The sequence below is a fragment of the Streptomyces sp. CNB091 genome, assembly GCF_000377965.1.
Genome location: NZ_KB898991.1, coordinates 149,820 through 176,670, shown reverse-complemented (window position 1 = coordinate 176,670; position 26,851 = coordinate 149,820). Strand labels below are relative to the sequence as shown.

The window sequence follows — 26,851 nt, the reverse complement described above, 5'->3', positions numbered from 1 at the left end:
TCATGGGTCGGTCAGGTCGATCCGGGTCGCTGTCGAAGCCGGTCCGGGTCTCTGTCTCAAGAGGCGCCGCGCCCGCGCGGCATCCGTGTGGGGCGCGGTCGGGTGACGGGCGGGCGGCTTCTATAGTGACTGAACGAGGGGCCGGAAAATTCCTCGATGCCCGGTCCGGAGGGAACGATCATGACGACGGTTCGTGAGGCCCTGCCCGAGGGGCGGTACGGCCGGACCGAGGATCAGCGCGCGGACCGCAAGCTGAAGATCGTCGGATCGGTCCTGGGCGTCGCCCTGCTCGGCGTGATCGGGTGGATCGGCTTCGACTATGTCGCCGGCCAGGGCATCAGCGCCGAGATGATCAAGTTCAAGGTCGTCTCCGACGCCCGGGCCGATGTCCACCTGGAGGTCCGCAAGGACCGCGAGGGCCACGGCTACTGCCTGGTGCGGGCGCTCAGCGAGGACGGCTCCGAGGTGGGCCGCAAGGAGGTCCGCTTCGACCGGGCCGAGGACCGGATCGACGAGGTCGTGACCGTGGTGACCCGGTCCAGGGCGACCGCGGTCGAGCCGATGGGCTGCACCGCCGACGACGGCCCGACCGGCTGACCTCTGCCCCACCCCTGTGACCTGCGACGATACGGGTCACATCGGCCGGTCGAGGGGTGTGACGGTTTACCTTCTCCCCCTTTTCCTGCGGAATTGTTAGGCTCGTGGTTTCGCCCACCCGGAGAAGCACATGCTTCTGGGTAGGGCGATGCTTTGTATTCCCAGCACCGACGAGGAGCACCTGTGACCCAGACCAGCGAAAACGTCACCTGGCTCACGCAGGAGGCGTACAACCAGCTCAAGGCCGAGCTGGAGTACCTGTCTGGTCCCGCGCGCACGGAGATCGCCGTCAAGATCGCGGCGGCCCGTGAGGAGGGTGACCTCCGGGAGAACGGCGGGTACCACGCGGCCAAGGAGGAGCAGGGCAAGATGGAGCTGCGGGTGCGCCAGCTGACCCAGCTCCTGGAACACGCGAAGGTCGGCGAGGCGCCGGCCGACGACGGCGTGGTCGAGCCCGGCATGGTCGTCACGATCGCCTTCGACGGCGATGAGAACGACACGCTGACCTTCCTGCTCGCCTCCCGTGAGTACGCCAGCACGGAGATCGAGACGTACTCCCCGCAGTCTCCGCTCGGCCTCGGCGTGAACGGCAAGCGGACGGGCGACGACGCGGAGTACGAGCTGCCGAACGGCAGGACGGCCTCGGTGAAGATCCTGGCGGCGAAGCCCTACAGCGGCTGATCCGGCCGCATCACGACGGAACGACACGGGAGCCCCGGCCACGGACGGCCGGGGCTCCCGTGCGTCGTGTGCGTCCTGTGCGTCGTACGGCCGGGGCTCCTGTGGGGCACCGTCCGCACGCGGGCCGGCCGTTCTCGGGCCATACCCGCGGGCCAGGTCAGGAGCAGTCGCCGGTGCGGCCCAGGGTCTTCTCGGGCGTCACGCCGGGGCGGGTCCACTGCGGGGTGGGGCGGCTGGCCGGGCCCCAGCTCGCGGTCCCGTCCGCGTCGGTGCGCCAGTACCAGCAGGCCTGGCCGCCCTCGCCCGGATATCCCTCGCGGACGCCGCCGATCACCGGCCGGCCCTCGGGCCGGTCCTCCCACGCCTCGCCGCGGCCGTAGGGCGTCAGGTCGAGCAGACCGAAGGAGCCGTTGGCCACCTCGATCCCGCGGCTCGTCGTGGAGTAGGTGAGGAACACGCGCCCGCCGTCGCGCAGGAAGCAGGCGAGGTGCCCCATCTCGCCGCCGATCGGCGCGTCCAGGCCCCGCACCGAGTACCAGGGCTGGGTGTAGCCCATGAACGCGGTGAAGGCGGCCACCTCTTCCCAGGTTCCCGTGGTCAGGACGGCGAACGAGACGCCCCGGGCGTTGAGGTAGACGGCGTCCTTCATGTGCCAGACCGCGTCGGTGCAGCCCTCGCACTGGCCCTGGTGCGGTGCGCCGTCGTACCACATGTGCTGGTAGACGACGAGCTCCCGGCGGCCCTCGAACAGGTCCAGGAACGGGACCGGACCCTCGGGCCCGACGACCTCGGCCGTCCCGTCGACCTCCACCATCGGCAGCCGGCGGCGGGCCGCGGCGAGCGCGTCGCCCTGGCGGGTGTGGGCCTTCTCCCGGACCAGGAGCTCGTCCCGGGCGGCCTGCCAGGTGGCCTGGTCGACGACGGGCGGGGCGCCGGGCAGGCCGGTGGCCGGGTCGTCCGGTGTGCTGGTGGTCATGGTTGCCTCCTCCGTGGTGCCGCGTGGCGGCGTGGTGCCGCGCGGCGGCGTCAGACGGCGGCCGAGCGGTACTTGCGGACCGCCAGGGTGCGGAAGACCACGATGATCAGCACGGACCAGATGACCGAGGCGAGGATCGGGTGCTCCATCGGCCAGGCCCCGGTGACGGACTTCGGCACGCCCGGCATCGTGTTCCCGAAGAGCTCGCGGGCCCCGGCCACCGTGGCGCTGAAGGGGTTCCATTCGGCGACGTGCTGGAGGAACGTCGGCATGCCGGTGACCGGCACGAAGGCGTTCGAGATGAACGTCAGTGGGAACAGCCAGATCAGACCGCCGGAGGTCGCCGCCTCCGGGGTGCGCACGGACAGGCCGATCAGCGCTCCGATCCAGGAGAACGCGTAGCCGAGCAGGAGCAGCAGCAGAAAGCCGCAGATCACCTTGGCGAGGTTCTCGTGGGTGCGCCAGCCGACGATCAGGGCGACGCCCGCGAGCACGACGAGGGTGAGCGTGGTCTGTACGAGGTCGGCGAGCGTCCGTCCGGTGAGGACCGCGCCCCGGGCCATGGGCAGCGACCGGAAGCGGTCGATGAGCCCCTTGTGCATGTCGTCGGCGATGCCGGCGCCGGCGCCCGCGGTGGCGAAGGTGACGGTCTGGGCGAAGATGCCCGCCATCAGGAACTCCCTGTACAGCTGCGGGTCGGTCGAGCCGCCGATGCTGATGGAGCCGCCGAAGACATAGGTGAAGAGCACCACGAACATGATCGGCTGGACCAGCCCGAAGATCACCATCTCGGGGATCCGGGTCATCCGGATCAGATTCCGCTTGGCGACGACGAGGGAGTCCTTCACGGACTGCGTGACGCCCCCGGCGGGGCGGGGGACCAACGAGGGGGCGTCCTTGGCGATCGCGCTCACCGGGTTTCCTCCTTGCTCCGGGAGTCGCGGGAGCGTTCCGCCACGGCTCCGTCGGGCTCCTCGTCCCCGCTCTCGTGCTCCTCGGCCGCGTGACCGGTGAGGGAGAGGAAGACGTCGTCCAGGGTGGGCCTGCGCAGGGCGATGTCGTCGATCTCCACGCCCTGGGCGTCCAGGTCGCGGATGATCTCTGCCAGCAGCCTGGCCCCGCCGCTGACCGGGGCGGTCAGTTTCCGGGAGAGCTGGACGACGGTGACCTCGCCCTTGCCGAGGGCGGTCAGCACGGACCGGGCGCGCTCGATCTCGTCCGGGCGGTGCACGACGACCTCGACGCGCTCGCCGCCGGTGCGAGCCTTGAGCTGGTCGGAGGTGCCGCGGGCGATGACCTTGCCGTGGTCGATGACGCAGATGTCGTGGGCGAGGCGGTCCGCCTCCTCCAGATACTGCGTGGTCAGCAGCAGCGTCGTGCCGCCCGCCACCAGGTCCTCGATCACGTCCCAGAGCTGCTGCCGGTTGCGGGGGTCGAGGCCGGTCGTCGGCTCGTCCATGAACATCACGGCCGGCGACACGACGAGCGCCGCCGCGAGGTCGAGGCGCCGGCGCATACCGCCGGAGTACGTCTTGGCGGTGCGGTCGGCGGCGTCGCCGAGGTTGAACCGGTCCAGCAGGACACCCGCCCGGGCCTTCGCGTCCCGGGCGCTCAGGTGGTAGAGCTGCCCGACCATCCGGAGGTTCTCCCGGCCGGTCAGATACTCGTCGACCGCGGCGAACTGCCCGGAGAGCCCGATCGAACGGCGTACCTCGTTGGGCTTCTTCAGGACGTCGATCCCGGCCACGAACGCCGTGCCGCTGTCCGGCCGCAACAGTGTGGTCAGCACGCGTACGGCGGTGGTCTTGCCCGCGCCGTTGGGCCCGAGCAGGCCGAGGACCGTGCCCTCGGGGACGTCGAGGTCGACGCCGTCGAGGGCTCGTACGTCGCCGAAGGTCTTCACCAGACCTTCGGCGTGGATCGCACCTGGCATGGAGGGGGCTCCCCGTCACTCGTGGATGGTGATGGTGTCGCCGGTGGCGGCCTTCCGGTCCGATCCTAGGATCGGTGGGCAGCCACCGCCCGGCGAACAGGCGTATCCCGGCTCCCGGCGCGGTGTGGGCCCGCCCGTGCGCGACGGGTCCGTCCCTGTGCGATGGGCCCGCCCCTGCGGCCTGGTCAGCCCATCACCCGGAAGCCCGCCGCCCGCAGCGCCGCCTCGACCTCCGCGCAGTGCTGCGGCCCCTTGGTCTCCAGATGCAGGTCGACCTCCGCCTCGGTCAGGCCGAGGCGCGGGTCGGTGCGCACATGGCTGATGTCGAGGACGTTGGCGTCGGCCACGGTCAGCGCGGCCAGCAGGGCGGCCAGCGCCCCCGGGCGGTCGGTGAGGCGCAGCCGCAGGCTCAGGTAGCGGCCCGCGGCGGACATCCCGTGCCGCAGGATGCGCTGCATCAGCAGCGGGTCGACGTTGCCGCCGGACAGCACGGCCACCACCGGCCCCCGGAAGGACTTCGGGTCGCTGAGCAGCGCCGCCACCGGGCTGGCCCCGGCGGGTTCGACGACCAGCTTGGCCCGCTCCAGGCAGAGCAGCAGCGCACTGGACAGCTCGTCCTCGGTGACCGTGCGGACCTCGTCGACCAGCTCCTCGATCAGCCGGTACGGTACGTCGCCGGGCCGGCCCACCTTGATGCCGTCGGCCATCGTGGCCGGGGAGTCGAGCGAGACGGGGTGCCCGGCGGCCAGGGACGGCGGGTAGCAGGCGGCGCCCTCGGCCTGGACGCCGATGATCCGGACATCGGGGCGCAGGGCCTTCACCGCGACGGCGACGCCCGCGGCGAACCCGCCGCCGCCGATGCCGAGGACGATCGTGCGGACCTCGGGGCACTGCTCCAGGATCTCCAGCCCGACGGTGCCCTGGCCCGCGATGATGTCGGGGTGGTCGAAGGGGTGGATGAAGACCGCGCCGGTCTCCTCCGCGTACCGCTGGGCGGCGGCGAGGGTCTCGTCGACGACCTGGCCGTGCAGCCGCACCTCGGCCCCGTACTCCCGGGTCGCGGCGACCTTGGGCAGGGGCGCCCCGACGGGCATGAAGACCGTGGAGCGTACGCCGAGGAGCGACGAGGCCAGGGCGACGCCCTGGGCGTGGTTCCCGGCGCTGGCGGCGACCACCCCGGCCGCCCGTTCCACCGGGGTGAGGCCGGAGATCCGGACGTAGGCGCCGCGCAGTTTGAAGGAGCCGGTGCGCTGGAGGTTCTCGCACTTGAGGTGCACCGGGGAGCCGACCAGCTCGGTCAGATGGCGGCTGCCCTCCAGGGCGGTCACCCGCGCCACCCCCGACAGCATCTTCTGCGCGCCCCGGACGTCGTCGAGGATCAGGGCCGGGTGGCGGGCGGTCGCGCGGAAGCTCATGTCCACAAGTCTTGCAGCTCCGGCCGGGCGCGGCAGACTTGTCTCATGGCGGCCTGCGGTGGTGTCCGCGGGTTTGTGCGGCACTGGTACTCGTTGCCCCGGGGCCGCGTACTCTGTCCCCCACCCATCCGACACCGCACGAAGAGAGCCCCCGGCCATGCCCCCTCAGGACATGACGACTGCTGCGTCTCCTTCCGGGGGCGCCGTCCCCGAACACCCGGGCCCCGACCGCCTGCTGGACTCGCTCCAGCACCAGGTGGCGGTCTTCGCCCGCCGTGCCGAGCAGACCCGCCTCGGCGGTGTCGGCCAGGTCCGCAACTCGATGGACCGGGCGGCGTACCTGCTGCTGAACCGGCTGGACCGGGAAGGCCCGATGGGCGTCAAGGCGCTGGCGGCCGGGATGGGCATCGACTCCTCGACGGTGACGCGGCAGGTCGCGCCGCTCGTCGACACCGGTCTGGTGAAGCGCACGTCGCATCCGGAGGACGGCCGGGCCGTGGTGCTCCAGCTCTCACCGCGCGGTCAGGCCCGGCTGGAAGAGGTCCGGGCCTCGCGGCGCGAGCTGATGTCGCAGGTGACGGACGGCTGGTCGCAGGAGGAGCGGGACACGTTCTGCGCCCTGCTCACCCGTTTCAACGGGTCGTTGGCCGCCCGGCAGGCCGCGTACCAGCCGCCGCAGTCCGACTGACAGGAAGAGCACCGCAGTCCGACTGACGGGAAGAGAACCGCGTCCGGGCTCTTGACCGGGACGGTGCGCCGGGGCTCGTATGTGGTCCATGGCAGAGCGGGCGACCCACCGGGACCGGCTCCGCGCCCTGGAGTTCGAGGCCTTCGTGGCAGGCGCGGGGGGTCGTCTGCTGCACACGGCGACGCTGCTCACCGGCGAACCGTCGCACCCGCCGGGCGCGTACGGACGGGCCGAGCGGCTGCTCCACGCGGCGCTCGCCCGTACGTACGCCGACTGGGACGGGCCGCACGGCGGTGACCCCTACGACCTGGCCCGCCGGGAGCTGGCGCTCCGGTTCGCCCGGGAGGCCCGGCGCCACCAGCGGCCGCGCGGCGGTCCGCTGGACCGGCTGACCCCCGTCGAACGGCTCGTTCTCGTTCTGCGGGTGTACGAGGAGGTCGGCGAGGAGCAGACGGCGGCGCTGCTCGGGCTGCCGGGCGACCGGGTCCGCGCCGTGTGCGCCCGGGCGGTGGCGGCGCTGCGCGCGCCGCGGCGTGCCGCCGGTCCTGGGCGGGCGCTCTCGCACGGTACGGCCGGGCCGCGGCCGGCCCCGGGCTCCCGGGCGGCGCCGTGAACGCCGACCGCCGGGACCCCCGGGAGGAGCAGGTCCGCCGGATGCTGGACGGCCCGCACCCGGCCCTGCCGCCCGGCCTGGCCGCGCGGGCGGTGCTGCGGGGCGGGCGCCGGCTGCGGCTGCGCCGGGCGGCGCGGCGGACGGCTCTCTGGCTGCTGGCCGCGGCGTTCGTGGCGTTCCTCGTCTGGGCCGGGGTCGAGCAGCCGTGGGAGACCGAGCCCGCGCAGGTCACACCCCCGTTGGAGGGCTGGTGAGCCGTTGGGGTCCGGGGGGCGACGGGCCTACGCTGGTGGGGTCGGCCGTCGAACGAGCCGAGGAGGCCGTGATGACGAGGAAGACCGCGGACTGCCGCGAGTATCCGAGCGAGATGAACTGCACCCTCACCCTCTCCGGTGAGGAGGACGAGGTCGTCCGGGCCGCGAGCGAGCACGCCGCGTCGGTCCACGGGCATGAGGACGGCCCCGAACTGCGTGAGCAGGTCAGGGCCATGCTGAAGGACGAGAAGGTGGGCGTCTGACACATGAGGGGCGCCCGCCGGTTCCGGTGGGCGCCCCTTTCACCTCTGCCGGGTCGGCTTCACTTCTGCCGGGTCAGCCCAGCGCCTGGGTGAGGTCGGCGATCAGGTCGTCGCCGTTCTCGATGCCGACGGAGAGCCGCACCAGGTCGGCCGGGACCTCCAGCAGGGAGCCCGCGACGGAGGCGTGCGTCATCCGGCCCGGGTGCTCGATCAGCGACTCCACTCCGCCGAGGGACTCGCCGAGCGTGAAGAGCTTCGCCCGGTTGCAGACCTCGACGGCCGCCTCCTCGCCGCCCGCGACGCGGAAGGACACCATGCCGCCGAAGGCCTTCATCTGCTTGGCGGCGACCTCGTGGCCGGGGTGCTCGGGCAGGCCCGGGTAGAGGACCTGGGAGACCTTGGGGTGCCGGGTCAGCAGGTCGGCGACCTTGGTGGCGTTCTCGGTGTGCCGGTCCATGCGGACGGCGAGGGTCTTGATGCCGCGCAGTACGAGCCAGGCGTCGAAGGGTCCGGCGACCGCGCCCATGGCGTTCTGGTGGTACGCCAGTTCCTCGGCGAGTTCCGGGTCGCTGACGACGAGCGCGCCGCCGACGACGTCGGAGTGGCCGCCCATGTACTTGGTCGTGGAGTGCACGACGACGTCGGCGCCGAGCGCGAGGGGCTGCTGGAGGTAGGGCGAGGCGAAGGTGTTGTCGACGACGAGGCGGACCCCGGCCTGCCGGGCGACCTGCGCCACGGCGGCGATGTCGGTGATGCCGAGCAGCGGGTTGGACGGCGTCTCCACCCAGATCGCCTTGGTGCGCGAGGTGAGCGCGTCCCGTACGGCGGCCACGTCCGAGGTGTCGGCCACCGAGAACTCCACGCCCCACCGCGAGGCGACCTTCGCGAACAGCCGGAACGTGCCGCCGTAGGCGTCGTTCGGGATGACCACGTGGTCGCCGGGGGTCAGCAACGTACGCAGGAGGCAGTCCTCGGCGGCGAGGCCGGAGGCGAAGGCGAGACCGCGGCGGCCGCCTTCGAGGGCCGCGAGGTTCTCCTCCAGGGCGGTGCGGGTCGGGTTGGCGCTGCGGCTGTACTCGTAGCCGCCGCGCAGTCCGCCCACGCCGTCCTGCTTGTACGTGGAGACCTGGTAGATCGGCGGAACCACCGCGCCGGTGAGGGGGTCGGCGGTGTTCCCCGCGTGGATGGCGAGGGTTTCGAAGCTGTGCTGGTCGCTCATGAGGCCCGAGCGTAGTTCGTGGACAGGGCCCTTACCGGCCACTCGCCGCTCCGGGGACAATGGGGGCATGGAGATTCTGTTGTTCCTGCTCGCGATGTGCCTGTTCGCGGCGGTCATCGGCCCCTGGGTCATGCGCCGCCGGGGCGGTATCCGCCAGGTCGCCCCCGGTTCGCCGGACGCCGCCGACCCGGACACGTACGGCTTCGCCCGCCAGGAGGAGTTGGACGTCCGGATGCCCGGCCCCGACCAGGACCTCCTGGACGTGCTCGACGTCGTCCAGGGCACCCAGGACTGGCGGGCGGCGTCCCAGCTGCTCGCCGGGACGCCGAAGGAGGGCGAGGTGCGCTGGCAGCGGATCCAGGCCTTCGCGGGCGCGGCCTCGCTGGAGCTGGCGCGGCGGCCCGGGGAGGGCGGCGCGTGGCTGCGGAACTGGCGCGCGGAGTCCCCGAAGGACGCGGGCGGTGCGGCGGTGCACGCGGAGTTCCTGGTGCAGCAGGCGTGGCGGTCCTCGGCGGCGGGGAGCGACGACTTCCGGATCATCCTGGAGGAGGCCCGTACGGTCTGCGGCGAGGCCGCCCTCCTCGCGCCGGGCGACCCCGTCCCGTACATCGTGGAGCTGGCGGTGGCCCGGGGGCTCGGCTACACCCCCGAGCAGTTCGACCAGCTCTGGGTGAAGATCATCGACCGGGCTCCGGCCCACATGGGCGCGCACATCGCGGCGCTGCACTTCCACTCCGAGAGGTGGCACGGCTCCCGCAAGGACGCCGAGGCCTTCGCCACGGCCGCGGCCGCCCGCGCCCCGCGGGGTTCGCTGCTCGCCGCGCTGCCGCTGTTCGCGGTGTACGAGCACCTGCCGGAGGTCAACCTCGTGCAGGGCTTCTACCGAAGCCAGGTGGTCACCAAGGCGGTCGAGGGCGCGATGTTCGCCGTGCACGCCGCCCGCCCGGACGATCCGATGCTGGCCCATGTGCGCCACCTCCTGGTGCTGTTCCTGGTCCACATGGAGCGCTGGTCGGAGGCGATGCACCAGCTGATCCGGATCGACGGCCACGTGGGCGCGCTGCCATGGACGGCGGACCCGGACCCGGCCGCGCAGTACACGGTCTACCGGGCGCTGGCGGTCGCCGGCTACGAGGCGAACGGCGGCAGCCCGGCGACACTGCCGCACTGATCTCCTCATCTCCTCATCTCCTGCTCTCCTGCTCTCCTGCTCTCCTGCTCTCCTGCTCTCCGGGCGACAGATCCTCTGATCTCCGGGCGGTGGTCCCGTTACGCGGATCCGTACGGGATCACGGCCCGGTGGGCGCGGGTGCGGGGGCCCGGCCGACCGCCGTGGTCACCAGCGCACCGGCCACGAGAGCCGCGCCGGTCCCCATGACCGCCGTGACGCCGATACGGTCCGCGACCAGCCCGCCGGCCAGCGCCCCGAGCGCGATGGCGCCGTTGAACACGGCGACGAAGAGCGAGGAGGCGGCCTCCCGGGCGTCGGGGGCGGCGAGCAGCACCCAGGTCTGCGTGGCCACCGAGACACCGCCGTAGCCGAGGCCCCAGACCGCCATCAGTACGGCCGCGAGGGCCGGGGAGCCGCCCAGCCACGGCAGCGCGGCCAGGGTGAGCGCCAGGACCGTGCCGATCACCAGCAGCGTCGCGCGCGGTGTGCGGGCGGCTCCGGCCCCGCCGAGGAAGTTCCCGGCCACGCCGGCGATCCCGTACACCAGGAGCAGGGCGCCGACCGTGCCCGCGCCGACGCCGGTGACGTCCTCCAGAACCGGCCTGACGTAGGTGTACGCGGCGAAGTGCCCGGTGACCAGGAAGCCGACGACGAGGAGCCCGGTGCGCAGCCGGGGGTCGCGGGTCAGCCGCAGCACCCCGCCGAGCGGAACGGTGCGCTCGGCGGGCAGCCGGGGCAGCAGCAGCGCCGCGGCGACCAGCACGACGGTCCCGAGCGCGGCGGCCGCCAGGAACGCGGCGCGCCAGCCCGCGAGGGCGCCGAGGTACGTCCCGGCCGGGACGCCCAGGACGGACGCCACGGCGATGCCGCTGAAGACCAGGGTGGTGGCGGCGTCGGCGGACTTCGCGGGGACCAGGCGCGCCGCGAGCCCGGCCGCGAGGGCCCAGACGCCGCCCATGCCGATGCCGACCAGCACGCGGGCGACGACCATGGTCCCGAAGTCCGGCGCCCAGGCCGCCCCGAGGTTGCCGACGACCAGCACCGCGACCAGCACGCACAGGGCCGTACGCCGGTCGGCGCGGCCGAGCAGCGGGACGAGGGCGGGGGCCGAGAGCGCCGCGACGAGGCCGGTGATGGTGAGCGTCAGACCGGCCACGCCCTCCGGAACGCCGAGCGAGCGGCCCATCGGCGTGAGCAGCCCGACGGGCAGCATCTCGGAGGTGACCACCGTGAACGTGCCGAGCGCGAGGGCCACCACCCCCGGCCAGCCGTGCCGGGAGGACGCCGGGCGGGCGGCCGGGGCTCCTGAGGATTCCTGAACCTGTGTCATGCCCCCAGCCAATCGGGGGCCGAGGCCGGGAACAACGGCCGAACTCTCATCCTTCTATGAGCTGGACTCATCGACCCGGACCGGATCCGGACCAGATCCGGGCCAGGGAGGCGGGGGACACATGAGCAACCCGGAGATCCGGGAGCTGGAGGCGTTCCTCGCGCTGGCCGAGGAGCTGCACTTCGGACGGGCCGGAGAGCGCCTCTACCTCTCGCAGAGCCGGATCAGCCAGCTGCTGCGAGCCCTGGAGAGCCGGATCGGCGGCCGACTGGTCGACCGCACGAGCCGCCGGGTCCGGCTCACCCCGCTCGGCGAACAGCTCCACACGGGTCTGCGTCCCGCCTTCGACGCGATCGTCACGACGATCGACGAGGTGCGGGAGGTGGCGCGGGGTCTGGGCGGCGTGTTCCGGGTCGGCTTCCAGGGCACGGCGAACGACTCGTTCCTGCGGGCGGTCACGGCCTTCCGGGACGGGCATCCCGACTGCGCCGCCGAGATCGTGGAGATCCCGCTCTCCGACCCGTTCGGCGCGGTGCGCCGGGGCGAGGTGGACGCAGCGGTGGTGCTGACGCCGGTCCTGGACGACGCGTTGACGCTCGGCCCGGTCTTCTCCACCCGGCCGCTGACCCTCGCCGTCTCCGACCGGCACCCGTACGCGCGCCGCCCCGGCATCGACGCCGAGGACCTGGCGGGCTGCCCGCTCATCGGCGTCGCCGGGGCGGCCCCGGAGTACTGGCGGCTGGCCCAGGCCCCGGCCGTCACACCCGGCGGCCGTGCGATTCCGGCCGGGCCGACGGTGAGCAGTCTGCAGGAGGGGTTGGCCCTGGTGCGGGCGGACCGGGGCGCGATGCTGCTGTGCGACCCGACGGCGGACTACTACGGCAGCCACGCGGTGGCCTTCGTCCCGGTGACCGGTCTCCCGGACTCCTCGCTCGCGCTGGTGTGGCACCGGAACCACGAGACGGCCCGGACACTGGGTTTCGCACGGGCGCTGGCGGACGTCGCCGAGGATGCCGCAGCGGCCGGATGAACGGCCGGGCGGGAACCCGGGCCCCGGCCCTGGTGCCCCGGCCCCGGAGCCCCAGTCCCGGTGCCCCGGCCCCTGCCCCGCCCCGCCCCGGAATCCCGGCGGCCGCTCCCGTGTTGTACGTACCGAACACCGACCCCCGGAGGAGCCCCCGCATGTTCCTGAACCACCGCACCCCCGAGCTCCCCACCCCGGAGCAGGCCCTGCGCGGCCGCCCCGTCCCCGAATTCACCGTCCCCTCCCGCCACACGGTCCTCGGCAACCCGCTGGTGGGCCCGTATCCGGAAGGCCTGGAGGTGGCGGACTTCGCGCTGGGCTGTTTCTGGGGTGCGGAGCGGAAGTTCTGGCAGACCGAAGGCGTCTGGACGACGCTCGTCGGCTACCAGGGCGGCTACACGGAGAACCCCTCGTACGAGGAGGCCTGCTCGGGCCTGACCGGCCACACGGAGGCGGTACGCGTGGTCTTCGACCCGGCCGTCGTCCCGTACACGGAGCTGCTGAAGCTCTTCTGGGAGTCGCACAACCCGACCCAGGGCTTCCGCCAGGGCAACGACGTGGGCACCCAGTACCGCTCCGCGATCTACACCCACTCCCCCGCCCAGGCCGCCGCCGCCGACGCCTCCCGCGAGGCGTACCAGAAGGTCCTGACGGCGTCGGGCCACAAGGAGATCACCACGGAGATCCTCCCGGCCGATGGCCGCCCCTTCTGGCCGGCGGAGGCGTACCACCAGCAGTACCTGGACAAGAATCCGGGCGGCTACTGCGGCATCGGCGGCACGGGCGTCTCCTGCCCGATCGGCGTGGCCCCGGTCGAGGGCTGATCCCGGGGTCCTACTCCTCCACCGCCCTGCGCCTCCACCGCCCTACGCCTCCGCCGCCCCTTCGCCGAGCATCGCCGGAAGCAGTCGCCGCAACAGCGTGACGAACAGGGCGTCCCGGTCGGCCGGCGGTGCGCCGGCCGAGGTGAGGGCGGCGAGCAGGTGCGGGTGGCGGCCCTCGGCGGCGACGGCGGCCAGGTGGGCCGCCTGGGCGGTCCGGTCGCCGCCGCCCGTCGCGCCGGTCGCGCGGCGGGCGAAGAGAACGGCCAGGGCCCCGAGGAGGCCGATGGCCTCCAGCTTCTCTCCGGCGGTGCCCGGCACGGGGGCCAGGATCCCGAGCGTGTGGTCGAGGTAGTCGATCGCGTGCGGGCCCAGCACCTCGCCGCGCCGGTCGTTCAGATCGGCCAGCCACGGGTGCCGGATGTGCGCGTCCCTGGACTGGAGGGCCAGGCCGACGAGTTCGTCCAGCCAGTCACCGCCCGTGGCGCCGGAGAGGTCCAGTTCGCCCGCGACCGCGTCCGCCATGAGGTCCAGCAGCTCGTCCCGGCTCCCCACGTAGCGGTAGAGCGAGGCGGGCCCCGTACCGAGCCGCTGCGCGAGCGCGCGCATCGACACGGCCGCCAGGCCCTCCGCGTCGGCGAGGGCGATGGCCGCCGCCGTGATCTGGGGGCGGCTCCGTTCGGGTGCGGGGCCCCGCGCGCCCCGCTCGGGGCGTGACCAGACGTTCGTCGGCCGGGTCTCGCGATCGGCCACGGTCCGCCACCTTCCCTCAGGGCGCCCTCGTCCGGGCTCCGGAACTGGCTGTAGTCTAATACCGCGAACGATGTTCGCAGTATCACCATCCACCGGAGGAGCCCGACATGACCTGGACCGAACGCCGCTTCGCCCGCAACGGCGCGGTCGAGCTCGCCTACGACCGTCTCCAGGAGGGCGCGGACGGTGAACCGCTGCTGCTGGTGATGGGTCTCGCGGTCTCCCGGCACTGGTGGCCCGGGGAGCTGTGCGCGGCCTTCGCCGACGCCGGATTCGCCGTCGCCCGCTACGACCAGCGGGACGCGGGAGAGTCCACCCGGGTACCGAAGCGCACCGCCCGGGGCAACCCCTTCGCCGCCCTGGCCGCCGGCCGCGGCGCGGCCTACACCGCCGAGGACATGGCCGACGACGCCGTCGCGGTCATGGACGCGCTCGGCTGGGAGTCGGCCCACGTCTTCGGGCAGTCGCTGGGCGGTGTCGTCGCCCAGCGCGTCGCGCTGCGCCACCCGGGCCGGGTGCGCACGCTCACCTCGTCCGCCGCGCTTCCCAGCGATGTGGGCGGGCTGGGAGCCTTCCGCCATCTGCGGCTCGGCACGCTCGCGAAGTTCGCCCGCATCAAGCCCGCCCGGGACCGGGAGGAGCGGATCGCGGTCGGGCTCGCGGTGGCCCGGCTCGTCGCCTCGCCCGGCTACCCGTTCGACGAGGCGGAGGCCCTGGAGCGGATCACCGCCGACGTGGACACCAGCATCGCCGACCCGGACGCCCAGTCCCGCCAGATCGGGGCGCCCTGGCACGGCCCGTCCCTGGCCGAACTGCGCGTCCCCGCACTGGTGCTGCACGGCACGGACGACCCGCTGCTCAAGCCTTCCGCGGGCCGGGCCACCGCCGCGGCGATCCACGACGCCCGGCTCGTCGTCCAGCCCGGGGTCGGCCACGACATCCCGCGCGAGCGGCACACCGCCGTCGCCGCCGAGGTACGGGCCCTCGCGGACCGGGCCGCGAGGGCCGACGACCGACCGTAACGGGCCTCCCCGGGCCCGACGGCTCCGCGTACCGGCCCTCCCCCGGGTCCCATGGCCCCGTGTACCGGCCCTCCCGGGTCAGGCGACGGCACGCAACACCCCCGGGGGGCGAGCCACCGCGTATCGCCCTCTTGGGGCAGACGACCGCGCAACGTCCCTTCGGGTCAGGCGGCCAGCAGCACGCCGCCCACCGGGCCCGACGGGCGCATCGCACCGACCGAACCCGCCGAACCCGCCGGACCGGCCGACCGCACGGACCGCCGGTCATCGGCCGCACTCGACCCGAGCGAACCCGGCCGGAACCGCGCGGCCGTGAGGCTGACCAGCCGCTCCCCCGCCAGCGCCAGGACGTCGGCAAGGCGCAGGCCGAGCGCCTGGGCCGCGGCGGCCAGCACCTCCGAGGAGGCCTCCTTGAGCCCCCGCTCCACCTCGGAGAGATACGGCATGGAGATACGGGCCGCCTCGGCGACGTCCTTCAACGTCCGCCCCTGGGCCTGGCGTTCGCGGCGCAGCACCTCCCCGACGAGGTCACGCCAGAGCGGCTCCCGGGGGAGAGCCGGGACCGCCGAGGAGGCCGCCGCCGGGAGCGGGCGCAGAGGGATCACGTCGGCCTGGTTCGTCGCTCGGATGCTCACCGTCCCCAGCCTAGGAGCGCGACGCCGCCCCGGCACGGGTCGGGCGTTGCGCTCCGGGCGGATCTGCTGGTGGCGAAGTCGCGTGACAGACCACCGGCACCGGGGGGCGGAGGGTTCGAGGAGACGATGCCCACTCACCCCGCGACGGCGACGGCGGTTCGACGCCGGTAGTAGGCAATCGCGAGGGCGATGGTGATGGGCCCCCAAGCGGCAATGGGAGTGACGCACACCGTCGCCAGAGCCTCCCAGGCTCCGTTGGAGTACCCGATGGAGTCGACGACGCCGTACAGGGTGAGGTCGCGACCGCCGCCCAGCGGGACGGCGGTGAACAGGAAGGTGAGGATCAGGCCGCCGAGGACGGCGGGGACGACGGCCGCCATCGGCCGGACGCGTCTGCCGCCGATGAACGGTATCCAGGCGGGCGCCACCTCTCCCCAGCCCCGGACCAGCCCGATGGTCAGGATCGCGACCACTTCCGTCAGCACGCTGAGCCCGAGAACATACGGGATGCTCAGCCAGTAGGCAGGCAGGCTGCCCTCCTGAGGCTCCTGCCCCATCGTGAAGTGCACAGCGAAGGGCAGCCGCCACAGGCACGCCGGCAGCAGAAGCAGCGGTAACGCGTAGGCCAGGCGCATGGCCCAGCGCGGAACGGGCCGCTCGGTGTCACTGACGGACGGGGGCCGGTGCAGGATCTTCGATGTCATGACTCCACCCTCGCGGAGCAGGCACGACGTGGAATCCCCCGAGCGAGCCAACCCGCTCCCCCGCCCGGGGGAGACCGCGCCTGGCGGCCTCACCCGCGCGGGGGAGCGGTTCCGGCGGGGACCACATCGGCGCCGGCGCCTCGCCACGTACGGTCGGATCAGATCAGACCCTGCGCCAGCATCGCGTCCGCGACCAGTTCGAAGCCCGCGATGTTCGCGCCCACCACGTAGTTGCCGGGGCTGCCGTACCGCTCGGCGGTCGTGTAGCAGGAGTCGTGGATGTGCCGCATGATCTCGGCGAGCCGCTCCTCGGTGTGGGAGAAGGTCCACGAGTCCCGGGACGCGTTCTGCTGCATCTCCAGCGCGCTCGTCGCGACCCCGCCCGCGTTGGCCGCCTTGCCGGGGGCGAAGGCGACGCCCGCCTCCTGGAACACCCGGACCGCCTCCGGCGTGGTGGGCATGTTGGCGCCCTCCGCGACCGCCTTGACCCCGTTGCGCACGAGGTCCAGTGCGTCGGCCTCGTGGAGTTCGTTCTGGGTCGCACAGGGCAGGGCCACGTCCACGGGGACCGACCACACCCCCGTACCGGGGACGAATCGGGCGTGCGCGCCGCGCCGTTCGGCGTACTCCGAGACCCGGCCCCGGCCGGCCTCCTTGATCTCCTTGAGGAGGGCGAGGTCGATGCCCTTCTCGTCGACGACGTAGCCGCTGGAGTCCGAGCAGGTCACCACGGTCGCGCCGAGCTGCTGGGCCTTCTCGACCGCGTAGATGGCCACGTTGCCGGAGCCGGAGACCGCGACGGTCTGGCCTTCCAGCGACTCGCCCCGGCTGCGCAGCATCTCGGCGGTGAACAGGACCGTGCCGTAGCCGGTGGCCTCCGTACGGGCCTGTGCGCCGCCCCAGCCGAGGCCCTTGCCGGTGAGGACGCCGGACTCGTAACGGTTGGTGATCCGCTTGTACTGGCCGAAGAGGTAGCCGATCTCGCGGCCGCCCACGCCGATGTCACCGGCCGGGACGTCGGTGTACTCCCCCAGGTGACGGTGGAGTTCGGTCATGAAGGACTGGCAGAACCGCATGATCTCGGCGTCGGACCGCCCCTTGGGGTCGAAGTCCGCGCCGCCCTTGCCGCCGCCGATGGGCATGCCGGTGAGGGCGTTCTTGAAGATCTGCTCGAAGCCGAGGAACTTCACGATGCCGAGGTTGACCGAGGGGTGGAAGCGCAGGCCGCCCTTGTAGGGGCCGAGCGAGCTGGAGAACTCCACCCGGAAGCCGCGGTTGACGTGGATGTCGCCGGAGTCGTCCGACCACGGCACGCGGAAGATCAGCTGGCGCTCGGGCTCGCACACGCGCTCGATGATGCGCGCGTCGATGAACTCGGGGCGCTGGGTGAGCACCGGCCCGAGCGTCTCCAGGACCTCGCGGACCGCCTGGTGGAACTCCTTCTCACCCTGGTTGCGGCGCAGGATCTCGGCGTAGAGCGGCTCGATGACGCGGGCCGCGGCATCGTGCGTGCGGGTGGAGTCGGGCGAGTCGGGGATGACCGGCATCTGATCAGGACCTTCCGTGGTCGGCTCGTTCGCGTCGACGTCCCCGCCCCGGGGAGCGCCATCGGTCCGCCTCCCCCGCCGGAGCCCCGTGGGCTCCCTCCCGGGAGGACCACGCGGCCGACGCCCGGCAGGGTGATGCGCGGGACCGTCGTACGATCCGATTGTCCCGTGCGGCCCGATGATCTTCGAGGACCATCCATATATTGGCCATGATCAGCCGTTTTGCTCAGCGCCTGGACCGCCGCGCCAGGCCCTGAGCAGGCCCGGTCCAGGGTTCCGGGCGGACCGCCCGGCTCGGAGCCACAGCCCTACGGCCCCCTCCGGGAGGCCGAGATCACATTTCGGATCGGCTCTCGCGGGGGCCTCGCAGCACCCAGAGCCCGGCGCCGGAGGCGAGCACGGCCACGCCCGAGACGATGCTCAGGGCTGCTTCGAGGCCGTTCCTGTCGACCGCGAAGCCGAGGAAGACGTTGGCGACGAGGGCGGCGGACAGGACGAGCCAGAGCAAGGACTTCATGACGGGATTCCTCCGTGTTCGGTGATGCCTCCAGCCTGTCGGCCGGGGCGCGCCGCGAGGAGGGAGCGGGCCCCCGTATCGGGGTGCAGCAGGCTGAACCCCCGCCCCGCGAGCGGGCGGGCGGCACGGGCCGGGACCGAACGGGACCATGGACCGGGCCGCCGGGAAGGCGCGCGTGCGGCCGGCGGGCGGCAACCGTAATGGTCCCGTGAAAACAACGCCGGGCAGCGGAGTTACCCGTCAGGAACAAGGACACCCCGCCTGACGATCAGTCATGATGCCCCCATGACGAAGCCGCGGGGGCGTCGGCGAGGGCAGCCTCCTGACGAGTTACGGGCGCTGTACGGCGTACGCCGGGCCGGAGTCGGCGCCGCTCGGCCCCGGCCGGTCCCGCCCACGACAGCGGGCCGGTCACCGCGGGGGGACACGCTTCCCCGGGCGGCGTATCCGGCGTACGCCCGCTCCGCGTACCCCACCCCCGTGCCCCGGGGGCAGCCGCGCGTCCCCAGGGGCACGGGGGACATGCGGCGCTACCTGGCGGTCGGCCTCGACAGTTACCTGTGCCTGCTGGCCGTCGGACTCCTGGTGCGGTCCTGCCTGAACTCGGGCGGGACGGGAAACGCGGTCGCCCTGCTGGTCGTCCAGTTGGTCACGCTGTCGTTCGCCAACCAGGTGCTGCTGACGATGGCCGTCCGGGCGAGCGCCGGAAAGCTGATCATGGGGGTTCGGGTGATCCGGCTGCCCGACGCGGGGAGGCCGGGATTCCGCCTGCTGGTGCGACGCTGGCTGTACGGGCTCCTCTGGCTGCCGAGCCGGCCCTGGCACCTGCTCCGCGGCCCGGCGGCGGCCGAAGCCCCCGGCAGGGCCCCGGGCCGCCGCGCTGAGACGTCCGAGGACCTCGCGGGGGTACGCCAGGTCCGGCGCAGCGATCTGCGGTCGTACCGGGCGGCGATGCGGGGGCGTACGGAGTGAGCCCGCTCCGTCGAACCTTCAGGTGAGAAGCCTTCCCTTCAGCGCCAGTCGCCGATGATCCAGGCGACGAGGCGGGGGTCGGCGGTGTACGGGTCGCACTGGGCGATCACGCTGATCGAGACGAGATCGGAGGTGACGACCTGCCCGACGTCGCGGGCCGCTCGGGTGAAGCCGTCGGAGAAGTCCCCGGGTTCCCCAATCGTCATCGGCTCGTCGAACGCGGCCGGCGGTTCATCGTGGCAGCCGACACGAGGGAGAGGCTGACCGAGGTACCAACCGCAGACGAAGACGGCGTACAGGGCGGCGGCGGCACCCAGGCGGCGCGCTGTTATCCAGCTTATCCAGTGAGACACCTGCCGGAGTGTTCCACGAACCGGGTTACGAGGAACGCGGCGGTCAGACCCTGGCGGCACGCGGCCGATGCCCGGCGAGCCACTCCTCGGCGTAGGCAACCGCTTCGGCCAGTCCGAACAAGCGGCCCACGGCACCGCCGACTTCTCCGCTGACCACCGCCTCGTCCCTCTCGAGGGCCGCCCCCAGATCATCGAAGCGGTCGTCGGAGATCGCGGTGTCGCGCACCGTCCTCCAACGGCGGCCCTGGGCGGTCATGACCGCGAAGGAGTTGTCGGCCTCGATCCCCGGAATGCGGTATTCGGCAAGGTGAAACGCCGTACACGACGCGAAGTCCGTGCCCAGGAGAAGGATCCGCGCTCCGTGCTCCTCGAGCCGTGCGAGGGGGCTGCGTTCACCGAGCCGGCAGTCGAGCGCGTGGCCGTCCACGATGTCGGCGGCGCGCGGACCCACGGCGGCGAAGGACGTCTGCGGATGGCGGCTGCGGAGAGCGCCCGGCCAGGTCCGGACGGTCTCCGGGACCACACCGACGCCGAGGGTGGGTGTGGTGCGCGCGTCGAAGGGCGGCATCGCCGCACGAATGTCCGCCCACCACGCCTCGGGCACGGGCCGGCTCTCCCAGTACGCCGGATCGGAGTTGTTTCCCGAGTGCGTGGGAACGACCAGGGTCCCCTCGTCGCCGAGAACGTCGAGCAGTGCCATGACGACGGCAACGGGACCGCCGCAGACCCAGCCGAGCGAGCTGAGGGAGGAGTGCACCAGGACCGTCTCGCCCGGCTTCAGTCCGAGCGCGCGCAGGTCCGAGGCGAGCGAATCGCGTGTGCACAGCGGGCCGGTCGAGGCTTTGGGAGGCATGGTCGCCCAGTGTCCTGGCCATACGGCCGCCGCACCACAGGATTTCCGGGCCGTCTCCGCACGTGGAGTTGGACGGCCGCGGTCTGCCGAGGCCCGAACCGCGTCGCCACAACCGTCCTCCCACCGGATTCGCCTTCCCCAGGCGGATCCGGACCGGCCAGCTGTCAGAAGGACACAGCGGGGCAGCTCGTTCCCCGTGACGGGATCGCCAGATCCGTGAGGTAGCTGTCCACCGCGTCTTCCATGCAGGGGCCGCTGGTGACGCTGCCGTGGCCGTGGCCCTCGTAGGTGAGAAGCACGCCGCTGCGGCCGAGCTGCCGGGCCACCGAGACCGCCCACGCGTAGCCGGTGGCGGGGTCGTGCAGCGCGTTGGACACCAGGATCGGCGGTGCGCCGTCCACGCGCAGCCGGTGCTGCGGGTTGGCGGTCGGCGCGCCCAGACACGCCGCGATCATGTGGATCGGAAGCAGGTAGGGCAGGTCGGGCGCGGTGTTACTCATCAGGGAGACGAGTGAGGCGTACTCCTGGTAGTCGCGCACGGGCAGGCGCCAGTCGGAGCAGAAGACCGGCGTGGCGAGCGGCAGCGGCATGATCGAGGTGGGCGAGGCTGGCAGCGGCTCGCTCGCGTGCATACGCGCGATCTCCGTGGCCAAGCCCGTGTAGTCGGCCGAGTAGAACTTCCGGAACGCGATCTTGTTGACCAGGTCCGAAAGCGACAGCGAGATGCCCGGCTTCGCCGGGTCCTCCAGCTCACCGCGCCCGGCCCGGTCCAACAGGCCCCGCCAGACGGCGCGTACGTCGCGACCGTGCAGCGCGCAGTCCGCGGCGCCGTCGCACCACTTCACGAACTCCCGGAACGAGTCCTCCGCCGTGGCCGCCTCGGACCGCAGGAAGCCACGGGTGGTCCGGACGCTGTGGTCCAGGACGCTCTCCAGCACCATCGCGCGCACGCGGCGCGGATAGGTCTCGGCGTACTGTGCCCCGAGCAGCGTGCCGTACGAACTGCCGTGAAAGGTCAGCTTCCGCTCGCCGAGGGCGGCCCGGAGAGCGTCCAGGTCCCGGACCGTCTGGGCGGTGTCGAGGTGGTCGAACACCGGGCCGGTACGGACCCGGCAATCGTCGCGGAGCCGCCTGCTGTACGCCAGGGTGGCGTCGAAGTCCGCCTGGCTTCTCAGCTCAGGTGACGGGCGCTCCGCAAGCAGCTCGCCGGAGCAGACCACCGGGTTGCTGCCGCCCACCCCACGCGGGTCGAAGCTGACGATGTCGAACCTGCGGCGGACCTCGGGGCTGAACCGGCTGATGTTTCCGACCACCATCCCTACCCCCGAGTCGCCCGGCCCACCGGGGCCGAACACCATCGAGCCGACGCGTGCGCCGGGTTCGGCGGCCTGGCGGCGGGCCACGGCCAGGTCAAGTCTCGGCCCGTCGGGACGGGCCCAGTCGACCGGCACCGAAAGAGTGGCGCACTCGGCTCCCGGCTTCGTCGCGGCGTCACACGGCGCCCATCGCAGCACCCCGGTGGCGGCGGCCGGCGACGCGTGAACCACGGGAGCGGCGGCGAGGCCGGCGCTGACGACCGTGGTCGCTCCCAGGGCCATGGCCATGCCGCGTGCGGCGACGCCCCGCAGTGCGGATCTTCCTCTGGATAACATGAATCCTCCTGTGCAGAGAGCGGTTGTTCCAGGCGTGCGCACCCGGCCGGGGGCACTCTCGTCACGTTAGGTGCGCTGTCGCCGATACGGTTCCTCTGTCAGGGGTTTCTCCGGGTCGGGCAGGGGGCCGCTCAGGGCCGATAGGGTCTCGTTCCATGACTGCCTCGGAGCCCACCATCGTCGCCACGTCGGGTGGGCATCGTGCGGGTGGCCGCACGATGGTGATGTTTGATGCGTTGGTGCACCACGCGGTCGAACTGTCAGGAGTGCACGGACGCCGCCCCCGCATCATGTACGTCGGGACGGCCATTGGCGATGCTGAGCACTTCACATCACGCATGACCGAGGCTGCCCGGGTTGCCGGGTTCGACCTGACACCACTTCATCTCTTCCCGATGCCCAACCTTGATGACATCGAGGGTGCGGTACTTGATCAGGATGTCGTCTGGGTCATGGGTGGCTCGGTGGCGAACCTGTTGGCCGTGTGGCGAGTCCACGGGCTGGACCGTGTCATGCGGCGGGCGTGGGATGCCGGCGTCGTACTCAGCGGGGTCAGCGCGGGGTCGATCTGCTGGTTCCAGGGAGGTGCCACTGACTCCTTCGGACCTGCGCTCCAGCCGGTCACGAACGCCCTCGGCTTTCTGCCGTACGGCAACGGCGTGCACTACGACACCGACGAGGGCCGCCGTCCGATGGTCCATAGGCTCGTCGCCGAGGGCACCTTGCCGGTGACGCACTGCACCGATGACGGGGTGGGCCTGGTCTACCGCGGCACCGAGCTGGCTGAAGCTGTCACAGAAGTACCCGGGAAGGGTGCCTATGTAGTCGTGCGCGAAGGGGACTCAGCTGTTGAGGACCGCATAGAGCCTCGCCGGTTGCCGCCGCTACGGCTCTGAACGCGTCGGGCGAGGTATCCACCTTGCCGCCCTGACCTCGGCGTCCGATGAGACGGGTCAGTGCCTCTGTCGGCCGGCAGAGCCATTCGAGCGGATCGGCTCTCCCGCCATCAACAACACGGGTGAAGCGGCGAGAACGGCCAGCGAGATCAGGGTCTGCACGGCTCTGATCCTGGCTCTCTCGGTCCTCTTCTCCTATCGCATGCGCTCAGTAAGGCATGGCGGGCGGGCACGGCGAAGCGCCCGGCGGAGACGACGTGCCGGGCGCTTGCGGGGCTGCGTGCGGGGCTCGTACTACGACCGCATGAACTCGCCGCCCACGACGCCGCCTGCGAACGCGGCCCACTCGCCGGAGGTGAAGACGAGAGCGGGGCCGTTGCCCTGGTCCTTCGTATCGCGCATGGCTACGCGGCCGTCGCCGAGGAACGCGACCTCGACGCAGGTGGCGTTGTTCTGTGAGCGGCTGGACTTACGCCATACCGCGCCTGTCAGATCCGCGCTCATCATCGGGAAAACTCCTTTGCCGCTTGCCGAAGGATGTTCTGGGTGCCCTTGTGATCCAGAGCGGCTCCCCAGATGGAAGTGAACGCCTGGTCGTACCGCTCGATCTCCTGCGGTTTGTCGAGGTACAGGTCACCGGTGAAGCCCTCCATGTAGACGGTGGGCGGCTCCATCGGCTGTCCGTCGCCGTTGACGGGAAAGCGCAAGAGTGTGAACGGCCCCGACACGAGGCCATAGTGCAGACCTGCCGCGAACGGCACGACCCGCAATGAGACGTTCGGCAGTTCCATCGTCTCGGCCAGGCGGTGCAACTGACGAGCCATTACTTCGCCTCCGCCGACCGGTTGGCGGAGCACCGCTTCACCAAGCGCCAGTTCCAAGGTGGGCGGGCTGGTCACCCTGGTCAGCAACTCCTGTCGCGCCATTCGGACATGTACCCGTCGCTCGATCTCATCGCGGTCGACGTCATGGGTGCCCTCCCGGATCAGCGCTCGGGCGTAGTCCTCCGTCTGCACGAGACCCGGCACCAGGTCCTTGATGTACTGACGCAGACTTGCCGCCGCCCCCTCCAGCCCGATGAAGAGGTCGAAACCCTCCGGGATCACGTCGCCGTAGGCGTGCCACCATCCCCGGTTCTTGGTCTCCTTGGCCAGCCCCATCAGGCCCATGGTCAACTCGGCGTCAGCACCGTACGCACGACACATGGCCTCAACATCCAGGCTGCGCATCGAAGTCTGGCCCGTTTCGATGCGCCAGATCTTCTGATCCGACCACTCCAGGGCCGTCGACGCCGCGCGCACGGTCAGCCGCGCGCGATTGCGCAGCTCACGCAGATGTCGCCCCAGTTGACGGCGGGGCACTGTCGAACCGCTTGCCGCTTCCACCACTTGATGTGCCTCCGATCTGCAACCCACCTTACATCCGGAATGGAAGCCTGAGGATCGCCATTATGGAATAGGGGATATTTGTTCGAGAAATCGAATTCACGATTTCCAATCTGGAGTGCTGCATATTCGAATGCTCCAGTGCTTCACTCGGTTACCTACAGGACGGGCGCGAGCACTTTGAGTGATCACGCCCTAGTGAGGGGACCGAGCGCGATGAACCCGCTGATCTTTGGCTACATGCGTGTGCCCGACGACATGAGCGACCAGGAGGCGAAGCAGAAACAGGACGACCTCACCACGTACGCCGAGAGCAACGGCTTCCACCTGGCGACCGTGTTCCACGAGTACGTACCGGGAGCGCAGTCCGCGTTCACGGAGCTGGTTGAGGCGGTCAAGCGCGCCGAAGCCAAGCACGTGGTCGTACCGTCCTACCGGGAGCTGGCGCTCAACCGGTCGCTCCAGAACGCCATGCTCACGCACCTCTCGTACGCCACCGGCGGCGCGGAAGTCATCAGCTTGGACGACTGCTCATGACGCGCCAGGAGGTGCCCTACCAGCCGGAGCACGTGCGCTTCGTCGACCAACTCTCCCTGACTGCCGCGCAGTCGGCCGTCTCGGCCTCCCGTCACTTCCTGCGGTTCGCTCTCTCCAAGTGGCATACGGCTCTCATCGAGGACGACGTCCTGCTCGTCGCCTCGGAGCTGGTCACCAACGCCATCACGATCACCGGAGTGGTGGCCGAGAAGCCGACGTGGGGCGAGCTGGAGCGGCTCGACCTCGTCCACGTCCGTCTTGTCGGCCTGCGGGACAGCGTCGTCGTCGAGGTGTGGGACGTATCGAGCGAGCCCCCCGCGCTCAGGCGTGCCGGCGACGACGCCGAGGACGGGCGCGGGCTGTTCCTCGTACGACAGCTCGCACGGCGCTGGGGTTCCTTCCGCGCCGGGAGCGGGAAGGCGGTGTGGGCCGAGCTGGGCGTACGGCCGCCGCTGCCACGGCGCCAGGAGACCGGGTGCCTCACGGCCCCGCCGTCGGCGGCGACAGGGCCCGATGCCATGCTCCTCCGCCGCGTCCTCACAGGGCTGGACTCAGCGTTATAGGGCACCGGACACGCCGAAGGCGGCGGCCCCGGAGTCTGCCAGGACCGCCGCCTTCGGGCGGGACGGGGGTGCCGAGAAGGAACGGCGGGGGAAGGATCAGGCCTGGGAGCCGGCCGTCCACTCGGCCCAGCTCATGTTCCAGCCGTTGAGGCCGTTGTCCGGGGTGATGGTCTTGTCCGGGGAGTTCTTGACGATGACCACGTCGCCGACGAGGGAGTTGTCGTAGAACCAGGCGCCGGGCGCGCTGGAGTCGTTCGCACCCTGCACATCGGCGAGGCCCACGCAGCCGTGGCTGGTGTTGGCGTTGCCGAAGATGCCCTTGCCCCAGTAGTTGCCGTGGATGAAGGTGCCCGACGTGGACAGGCGCATGGCGTGCGGCACGTCCTTGATGTCGTACTCGCCCTTGCCGTCGTCATCGGTGAAGCCGACGGTGGCGCCGTTCATCCGGGTCTCCTTGTGCTTCTCGGAGATCACCATCTGACCGTTGTACGTGGGGTTCTCGGGCGAGCCCGCGGAGATCGGGATCGTCTTGATCGTCTTGCCGTCGCGGGCGACCGTCATCGTCTTGGACTTCACGTCGACGGTGGAGACCTGGTTACGGCCGACCTTGAAGGTCACGCTCTTCTGCTGGACGCCGAAGACGCCGTCCGCGCCCTCGACGCCGTCGAGGGCCAGCTTCAGGGTGACGGTGGAGCCGCCCTTCCAGTAGTCCTCCGGGCGCAGATCCAGGCGCTGGGAGTTGAACCAGTGGCCGACGACTTCCTGGCCGCTGCTGGAGGTCACGGTGATGCCGGCCTGGACGGCCTTCTTGTCCGTGATCGCCTTGTTGAAGTTGATCGAGACGGGCATCCCGACGCCGACCGTGGAACCGTCCTCGGGGGTGAAGTTCCCGATGAAGCTGTTGTCGGGCGAGACCGTGGTGAAGGAGCTGTTCTCGTGGGCCTCGCGGCCCTTCGAGTCGGCCGCCGTGGCGTCGATCTTGTACGTGGTGGAGCGCTCCAGCTGGCCCGCCGGCTTCCAGCTGGACCCGTCGGCCGCCAACGTGCCCTCGACCGGGTCGCCGGCCGCCGTGGTCATGACGACCTTGGTCAGCTTGCCCTTGGCGACGGTGACCTGGGCGGCGTTGTTGATGCTGGCGTTGGTCGCGCCGTTCTTCGGCTTGATCGCTATCTGTGCCTCGGAGGCGTCCGCGGCTGCCGCCTTGTCGACCTCCTTCTGCGACGACTCCGAGCTCCCGGCGTTCGTCTTGCCGCCCTTGTCGCCGTCGTCGCTACAGGCGGAAAGCACCAGCACGCCGCCGAGCAGTGCGGACATGGCCATGAGGCCCCTGTGCCGCTTGCTGTCCGTCATCACACGCTTCTCCATCGTCGCCGATCCCCAAAATCCCCGGACGGGGCCGCCAGGCCGCTATTCCCCGTCAATGTTCCAAGAACACCCGGAAAGGGTGCTCCGTTCCACATCCATGACAGATGTGGGG

General features: G+C 71.6%; 31 protein-coding genes. 14 read left to right on the top strand and 17 right to left on the bottom strand.

All coding sequences use genetic code 11. The annotated features are described in order from the left end of the window. The first annotated feature begins 180 nt into the window (after positions 1-180). On the top strand, positions 181-597 hold the full coding sequence (locus D581_RS0104775) for a DUF4307 domain-containing protein (protein WP_026290212.1): 417 nt from the start codon (positions 181-183) through the stop codon (positions 595-597). 183 nt (positions 598-780) lie between these two features. Beyond that, complete coding sequence (greA, locus tag D581_RS0104770; RefSeq protein WP_018956091.1) at positions 781-1,278, top strand: transcription elongation factor GreA; 498 nt, start codon at positions 781-783, stop codon at positions 1,276-1,278. A gap of 157 nt (positions 1,279-1,435) precedes the next feature. On the opposite strand, the gene D581_RS0104765 is transcribed toward greA, so the two are convergent. From D581_RS0104765 to ilvA, 4 genes are all read right to left on the bottom strand, one after another. Continuing rightward, on the bottom strand, positions 1,436-2,254 hold the full coding sequence (locus tag D581_RS0104765) for a DUF899 domain-containing protein (RefSeq protein WP_018956090.1): 819 nt from the start codon (positions 2,252-2,254) through the stop codon (positions 1,436-1,438). A gap of 50 nt (positions 2,255-2,304) precedes the next feature. Next, on the bottom strand, positions 2,305-3,168 hold the full coding sequence (locus tag D581_RS0104760; RefSeq protein WP_018956089.1) for an ABC transporter permease: 864 nt from the start codon (positions 3,166-3,168) through the stop codon (positions 2,305-2,307). Continuing rightward, positions 3,165-4,187 (bottom strand): daunorubicin resistance protein DrrA family ABC transporter ATP-binding protein, encoded by a 1,023-nt coding sequence (locus D581_RS0104755; protein ID WP_018956088.1) that lies wholly within the window; start codon positions 4,185-4,187, stop codon positions 3,165-3,167. The genes D581_RS0104760 and D581_RS0104755 overlap by 4 nt, the downstream gene beginning before the upstream one ends. 185 nt (positions 4,188-4,372) lie before the next feature. Continuing rightward, a complete protein-coding gene (gene ilvA, locus D581_RS0104750; protein ID WP_026290211.1) occupies positions 4,373-5,602 on the bottom strand; it encodes a threonine ammonia-lyase in 1,230 nt (409 codons plus the stop codon). A gap of 157 nt (positions 5,603-5,759) precedes the next feature. On the opposite strand from ilvA, the gene D581_RS0104745 reads away from it, so the two are divergent. The 4 genes from D581_RS0104745 (at position 5,760) to D581_RS0104730 (ending at position 7,420) form a co-directional block, all read left to right on the top strand. After that, entirely contained in the window at positions 5,760-6,290 is a 531-nt protein-coding gene (locus tag D581_RS0104745; protein WP_026290210.1) for a MarR family winged helix-turn-helix transcriptional regulator, read from the top strand. Between the two features lie 88 nt (positions 6,291-6,378). After that, positions 6,379-6,903 (top strand): sigma factor-like helix-turn-helix DNA-binding protein, encoded by a 525-nt coding sequence (locus D581_RS0104740; RefSeq protein WP_018956085.1) that lies wholly within the window; start codon positions 6,379-6,381, stop codon positions 6,901-6,903. Then, positions 6,900-7,157, top strand: a complete 258-nt coding sequence (locus D581_RS0104735; protein WP_020679171.1) for a hypothetical protein — start codon at positions 6,900-6,902, stop codon at positions 7,155-7,157. The genes D581_RS0104740 and D581_RS0104735 overlap by 4 nt, the downstream gene beginning before the upstream one ends. A gap of 71 nt (positions 7,158-7,228) precedes the next feature. Continuing rightward, complete coding sequence (locus D581_RS0104730; RefSeq protein ID WP_018956083.1) at positions 7,229-7,420, top strand: DUF1059 domain-containing protein; 192 nt, start codon at positions 7,229-7,231, stop codon at positions 7,418-7,420. Between the two features lie 73 nt (positions 7,421-7,493). On the opposite strand, the gene D581_RS0104725 is transcribed toward D581_RS0104730, so the two are convergent. Next, positions 7,494-8,639 (bottom strand): cystathionine gamma-synthase, encoded by a 1,146-nt coding sequence (locus D581_RS0104725; RefSeq protein ID WP_018956082.1) that lies wholly within the window; start codon positions 8,637-8,639, stop codon positions 7,494-7,496. A 67-nt stretch (positions 8,640-8,706) separates the two neighbouring features. On the opposite strand from D581_RS0104725, the gene D581_RS0104720 reads away from it, so the two are divergent. Continuing rightward, positions 8,707-9,810 carry a hypothetical protein gene (locus D581_RS0104720; RefSeq protein ID WP_018956081.1) on the top strand — a complete coding sequence of 368 codons (1,104 nt, stop codon included), beginning with the start codon at positions 8,707-8,709 and terminating at the stop codon, positions 9,808-9,810. Between the two features lie 118 nt (positions 9,811-9,928). Here the strand turns inward: D581_RS0104720 and D581_RS0104715 are convergent, their stop codons facing one another. Continuing rightward, on the bottom strand, positions 9,929-11,140 hold the full coding sequence (locus D581_RS0104715) for an MFS transporter (protein WP_018956080.1): 1,212 nt from the start codon (positions 11,138-11,140) through the stop codon (positions 9,929-9,931). Between the two features lie 121 nt (positions 11,141-11,261). On the opposite strand from D581_RS0104715, the gene D581_RS0104710 reads away from it, so the two are divergent. Both D581_RS0104710 and msrA read left to right on the top strand, forming a co-directional pair. Further along, entirely contained in the window at positions 11,262-12,170 is a 909-nt protein-coding gene (locus D581_RS0104710) for a LysR family transcriptional regulator (RefSeq protein ID WP_018956079.1), read from the top strand. 152 nt (positions 12,171-12,322) lie between these two features. Next, positions 12,323-12,988 carry a peptide-methionine (S)-S-oxide reductase MsrA gene (gene msrA / locus D581_RS0104705; RefSeq protein WP_018956078.1) on the top strand — a complete coding sequence of 222 codons (666 nt, stop codon included), beginning with the start codon at positions 12,323-12,325 and terminating at the stop codon, positions 12,986-12,988. A gap of 42 nt (positions 12,989-13,030) precedes the next feature. Here the strand turns inward: msrA and D581_RS0104700 are convergent, their stop codons facing one another. Next, positions 13,031-13,738 carry a TetR family transcriptional regulator gene (locus D581_RS0104700; RefSeq protein WP_018956077.1) on the bottom strand — a complete coding sequence of 236 codons (708 nt, stop codon included), beginning with the start codon at positions 13,736-13,738 and terminating at the stop codon, positions 13,031-13,033. A 107-nt stretch (positions 13,739-13,845) separates the two neighbouring features. On the opposite strand from D581_RS0104700, the gene D581_RS0104695 reads away from it, so the two are divergent. After that, positions 13,846-14,760 carry an alpha/beta fold hydrolase gene (locus tag D581_RS0104695; RefSeq protein ID WP_018956076.1) on the top strand — a complete coding sequence of 305 codons (915 nt, stop codon included), beginning with the start codon at positions 13,846-13,848 and terminating at the stop codon, positions 14,758-14,760. A 164-nt stretch (positions 14,761-14,924) separates the two neighbouring features. Here the strand turns inward: D581_RS0104695 and D581_RS0104690 are convergent, their stop codons facing one another. The 4 genes from D581_RS0104690 to D581_RS0104675 all read right to left on the bottom strand — a co-directional run bounded on the left by D581_RS0104690 (position 14,925) and on the right by D581_RS0104675 (position 18,163). After that, a complete protein-coding gene (locus D581_RS0104690; protein WP_026290208.1) occupies positions 14,925-15,395 on the bottom strand; it encodes a helix-turn-helix domain-containing protein in 471 nt (156 codons plus the stop codon). A 134-nt stretch (positions 15,396-15,529) separates the two neighbouring features. Then, entirely contained in the window at positions 15,530-16,099 is a 570-nt protein-coding gene (locus tag D581_RS0104685) for a hypothetical protein (protein ID WP_018956074.1), read from the bottom strand. Between the two features lie 158 nt (positions 16,100-16,257). Next, positions 16,258-17,646, bottom strand: a complete 1,389-nt coding sequence (gdhA, locus tag D581_RS0104680) for an NADP-specific glutamate dehydrogenase (protein ID WP_018956073.1) — start codon at positions 17,644-17,646, stop codon at positions 16,258-16,260. Between the two features lie 334 nt (positions 17,647-17,980). Next, positions 17,981-18,163: a hypothetical protein gene (locus D581_RS0104675; protein WP_018956072.1), complete on the bottom strand. Its 183-nt coding sequence runs from the start codon at positions 18,161-18,163 to the stop codon at positions 17,981-17,983. Positions 18,164-18,685: 522 nt separating this feature from the next. Here D581_RS0104675 and D581_RS0104670 point away from each other — a divergent pair. After that, positions 18,686-19,135, top strand: a complete 450-nt coding sequence (locus tag D581_RS0104670; protein ID WP_018956071.1) for an RDD family protein — start codon at positions 18,686-18,688, stop codon at positions 19,133-19,135. A 38-nt stretch (positions 19,136-19,173) separates the two neighbouring features. On the opposite strand, the gene D581_RS0104665 is transcribed toward D581_RS0104670, so the two are convergent. The 3 genes from D581_RS0104665 to D581_RS0104655 all read right to left on the bottom strand — a co-directional run bounded on the left by D581_RS0104665 (position 19,174) and on the right by D581_RS0104655 (position 21,993). After that, complete coding sequence (locus tag D581_RS0104665; protein WP_469221575.1) at positions 19,174-19,488, bottom strand: hypothetical protein; 315 nt, start codon at positions 19,486-19,488, stop codon at positions 19,174-19,176. A gap of 43 nt (positions 19,489-19,531) precedes the next feature. After that, positions 19,532-20,341: an AAC(3) family N-acetyltransferase gene (locus D581_RS0104660; protein WP_018956069.1), complete on the bottom strand. Its 810-nt coding sequence runs from the start codon at positions 20,339-20,341 to the stop codon at positions 19,532-19,534. Positions 20,342-20,505: 164 nt separating this feature from the next. Next, positions 20,506-21,993 carry an alpha/beta hydrolase gene (locus D581_RS0104655; protein ID WP_026290206.1) on the bottom strand — a complete coding sequence of 496 codons (1,488 nt, stop codon included), beginning with the start codon at positions 21,991-21,993 and terminating at the stop codon, positions 20,506-20,508. A gap of 155 nt (positions 21,994-22,148) precedes the next feature. Between D581_RS0104655 and D581_RS0104650 the strand changes: the two genes are divergently transcribed. After that, positions 22,149-22,889, top strand: coding sequence for a Type 1 glutamine amidotransferase-like domain-containing protein (locus D581_RS0104650; protein WP_026290205.1), 741 nt, complete (start codon positions 22,149-22,151; stop codon positions 22,887-22,889). A 294-nt stretch (positions 22,890-23,183) separates the two neighbouring features. On the opposite strand, the gene D581_RS0104645 is transcribed toward D581_RS0104650, so the two are convergent. Continuing rightward, a complete protein-coding gene (locus D581_RS0104645) occupies positions 23,184-23,393 on the bottom strand; it encodes a DUF397 domain-containing protein (protein WP_020679170.1) in 210 nt (69 codons plus the stop codon). Further along, a complete protein-coding gene (locus tag D581_RS0104640; RefSeq protein WP_026290204.1) occupies positions 23,393-24,277 on the bottom strand; it encodes a helix-turn-helix domain-containing protein in 885 nt (294 codons plus the stop codon). Before D581_RS0104640 ends, D581_RS0104645 begins: the two co-directional genes overlap by 1 nt. Positions 24,278-24,514: 237 nt before the next feature. On the opposite strand from D581_RS0104640, the gene D581_RS0104635 reads away from it, so the two are divergent. Continuing rightward, positions 24,515-24,811, top strand: coding sequence for a recombinase family protein (locus tag D581_RS0104635; RefSeq protein ID WP_486585796.1), 297 nt, complete (start codon positions 24,515-24,517; stop codon positions 24,809-24,811). Next, the gene (locus D581_RS0104630) at positions 24,808-25,374 is read left to right on the top strand and encodes an ATP-binding protein (protein WP_018956063.1); all 567 of its coding nucleotides are present in this window, start codon (positions 24,808-24,810) and stop codon (positions 25,372-25,374) included. The genes D581_RS0104635 and D581_RS0104630 overlap by 4 nt, the downstream gene beginning before the upstream one ends. Positions 25,375-25,470: 96 nt before the next feature. Here D581_RS0104630 and D581_RS0104625 read toward each other — a convergent pair whose 3' ends face one another. Continuing rightward, complete coding sequence (locus D581_RS0104625) at positions 25,471-26,739, bottom strand: Ig-like domain-containing protein (RefSeq protein ID WP_018956062.1); 1,269 nt, start codon at positions 26,737-26,739, stop codon at positions 25,471-25,473. Positions 26,740-26,851 lie beyond the last annotated feature (112 nt).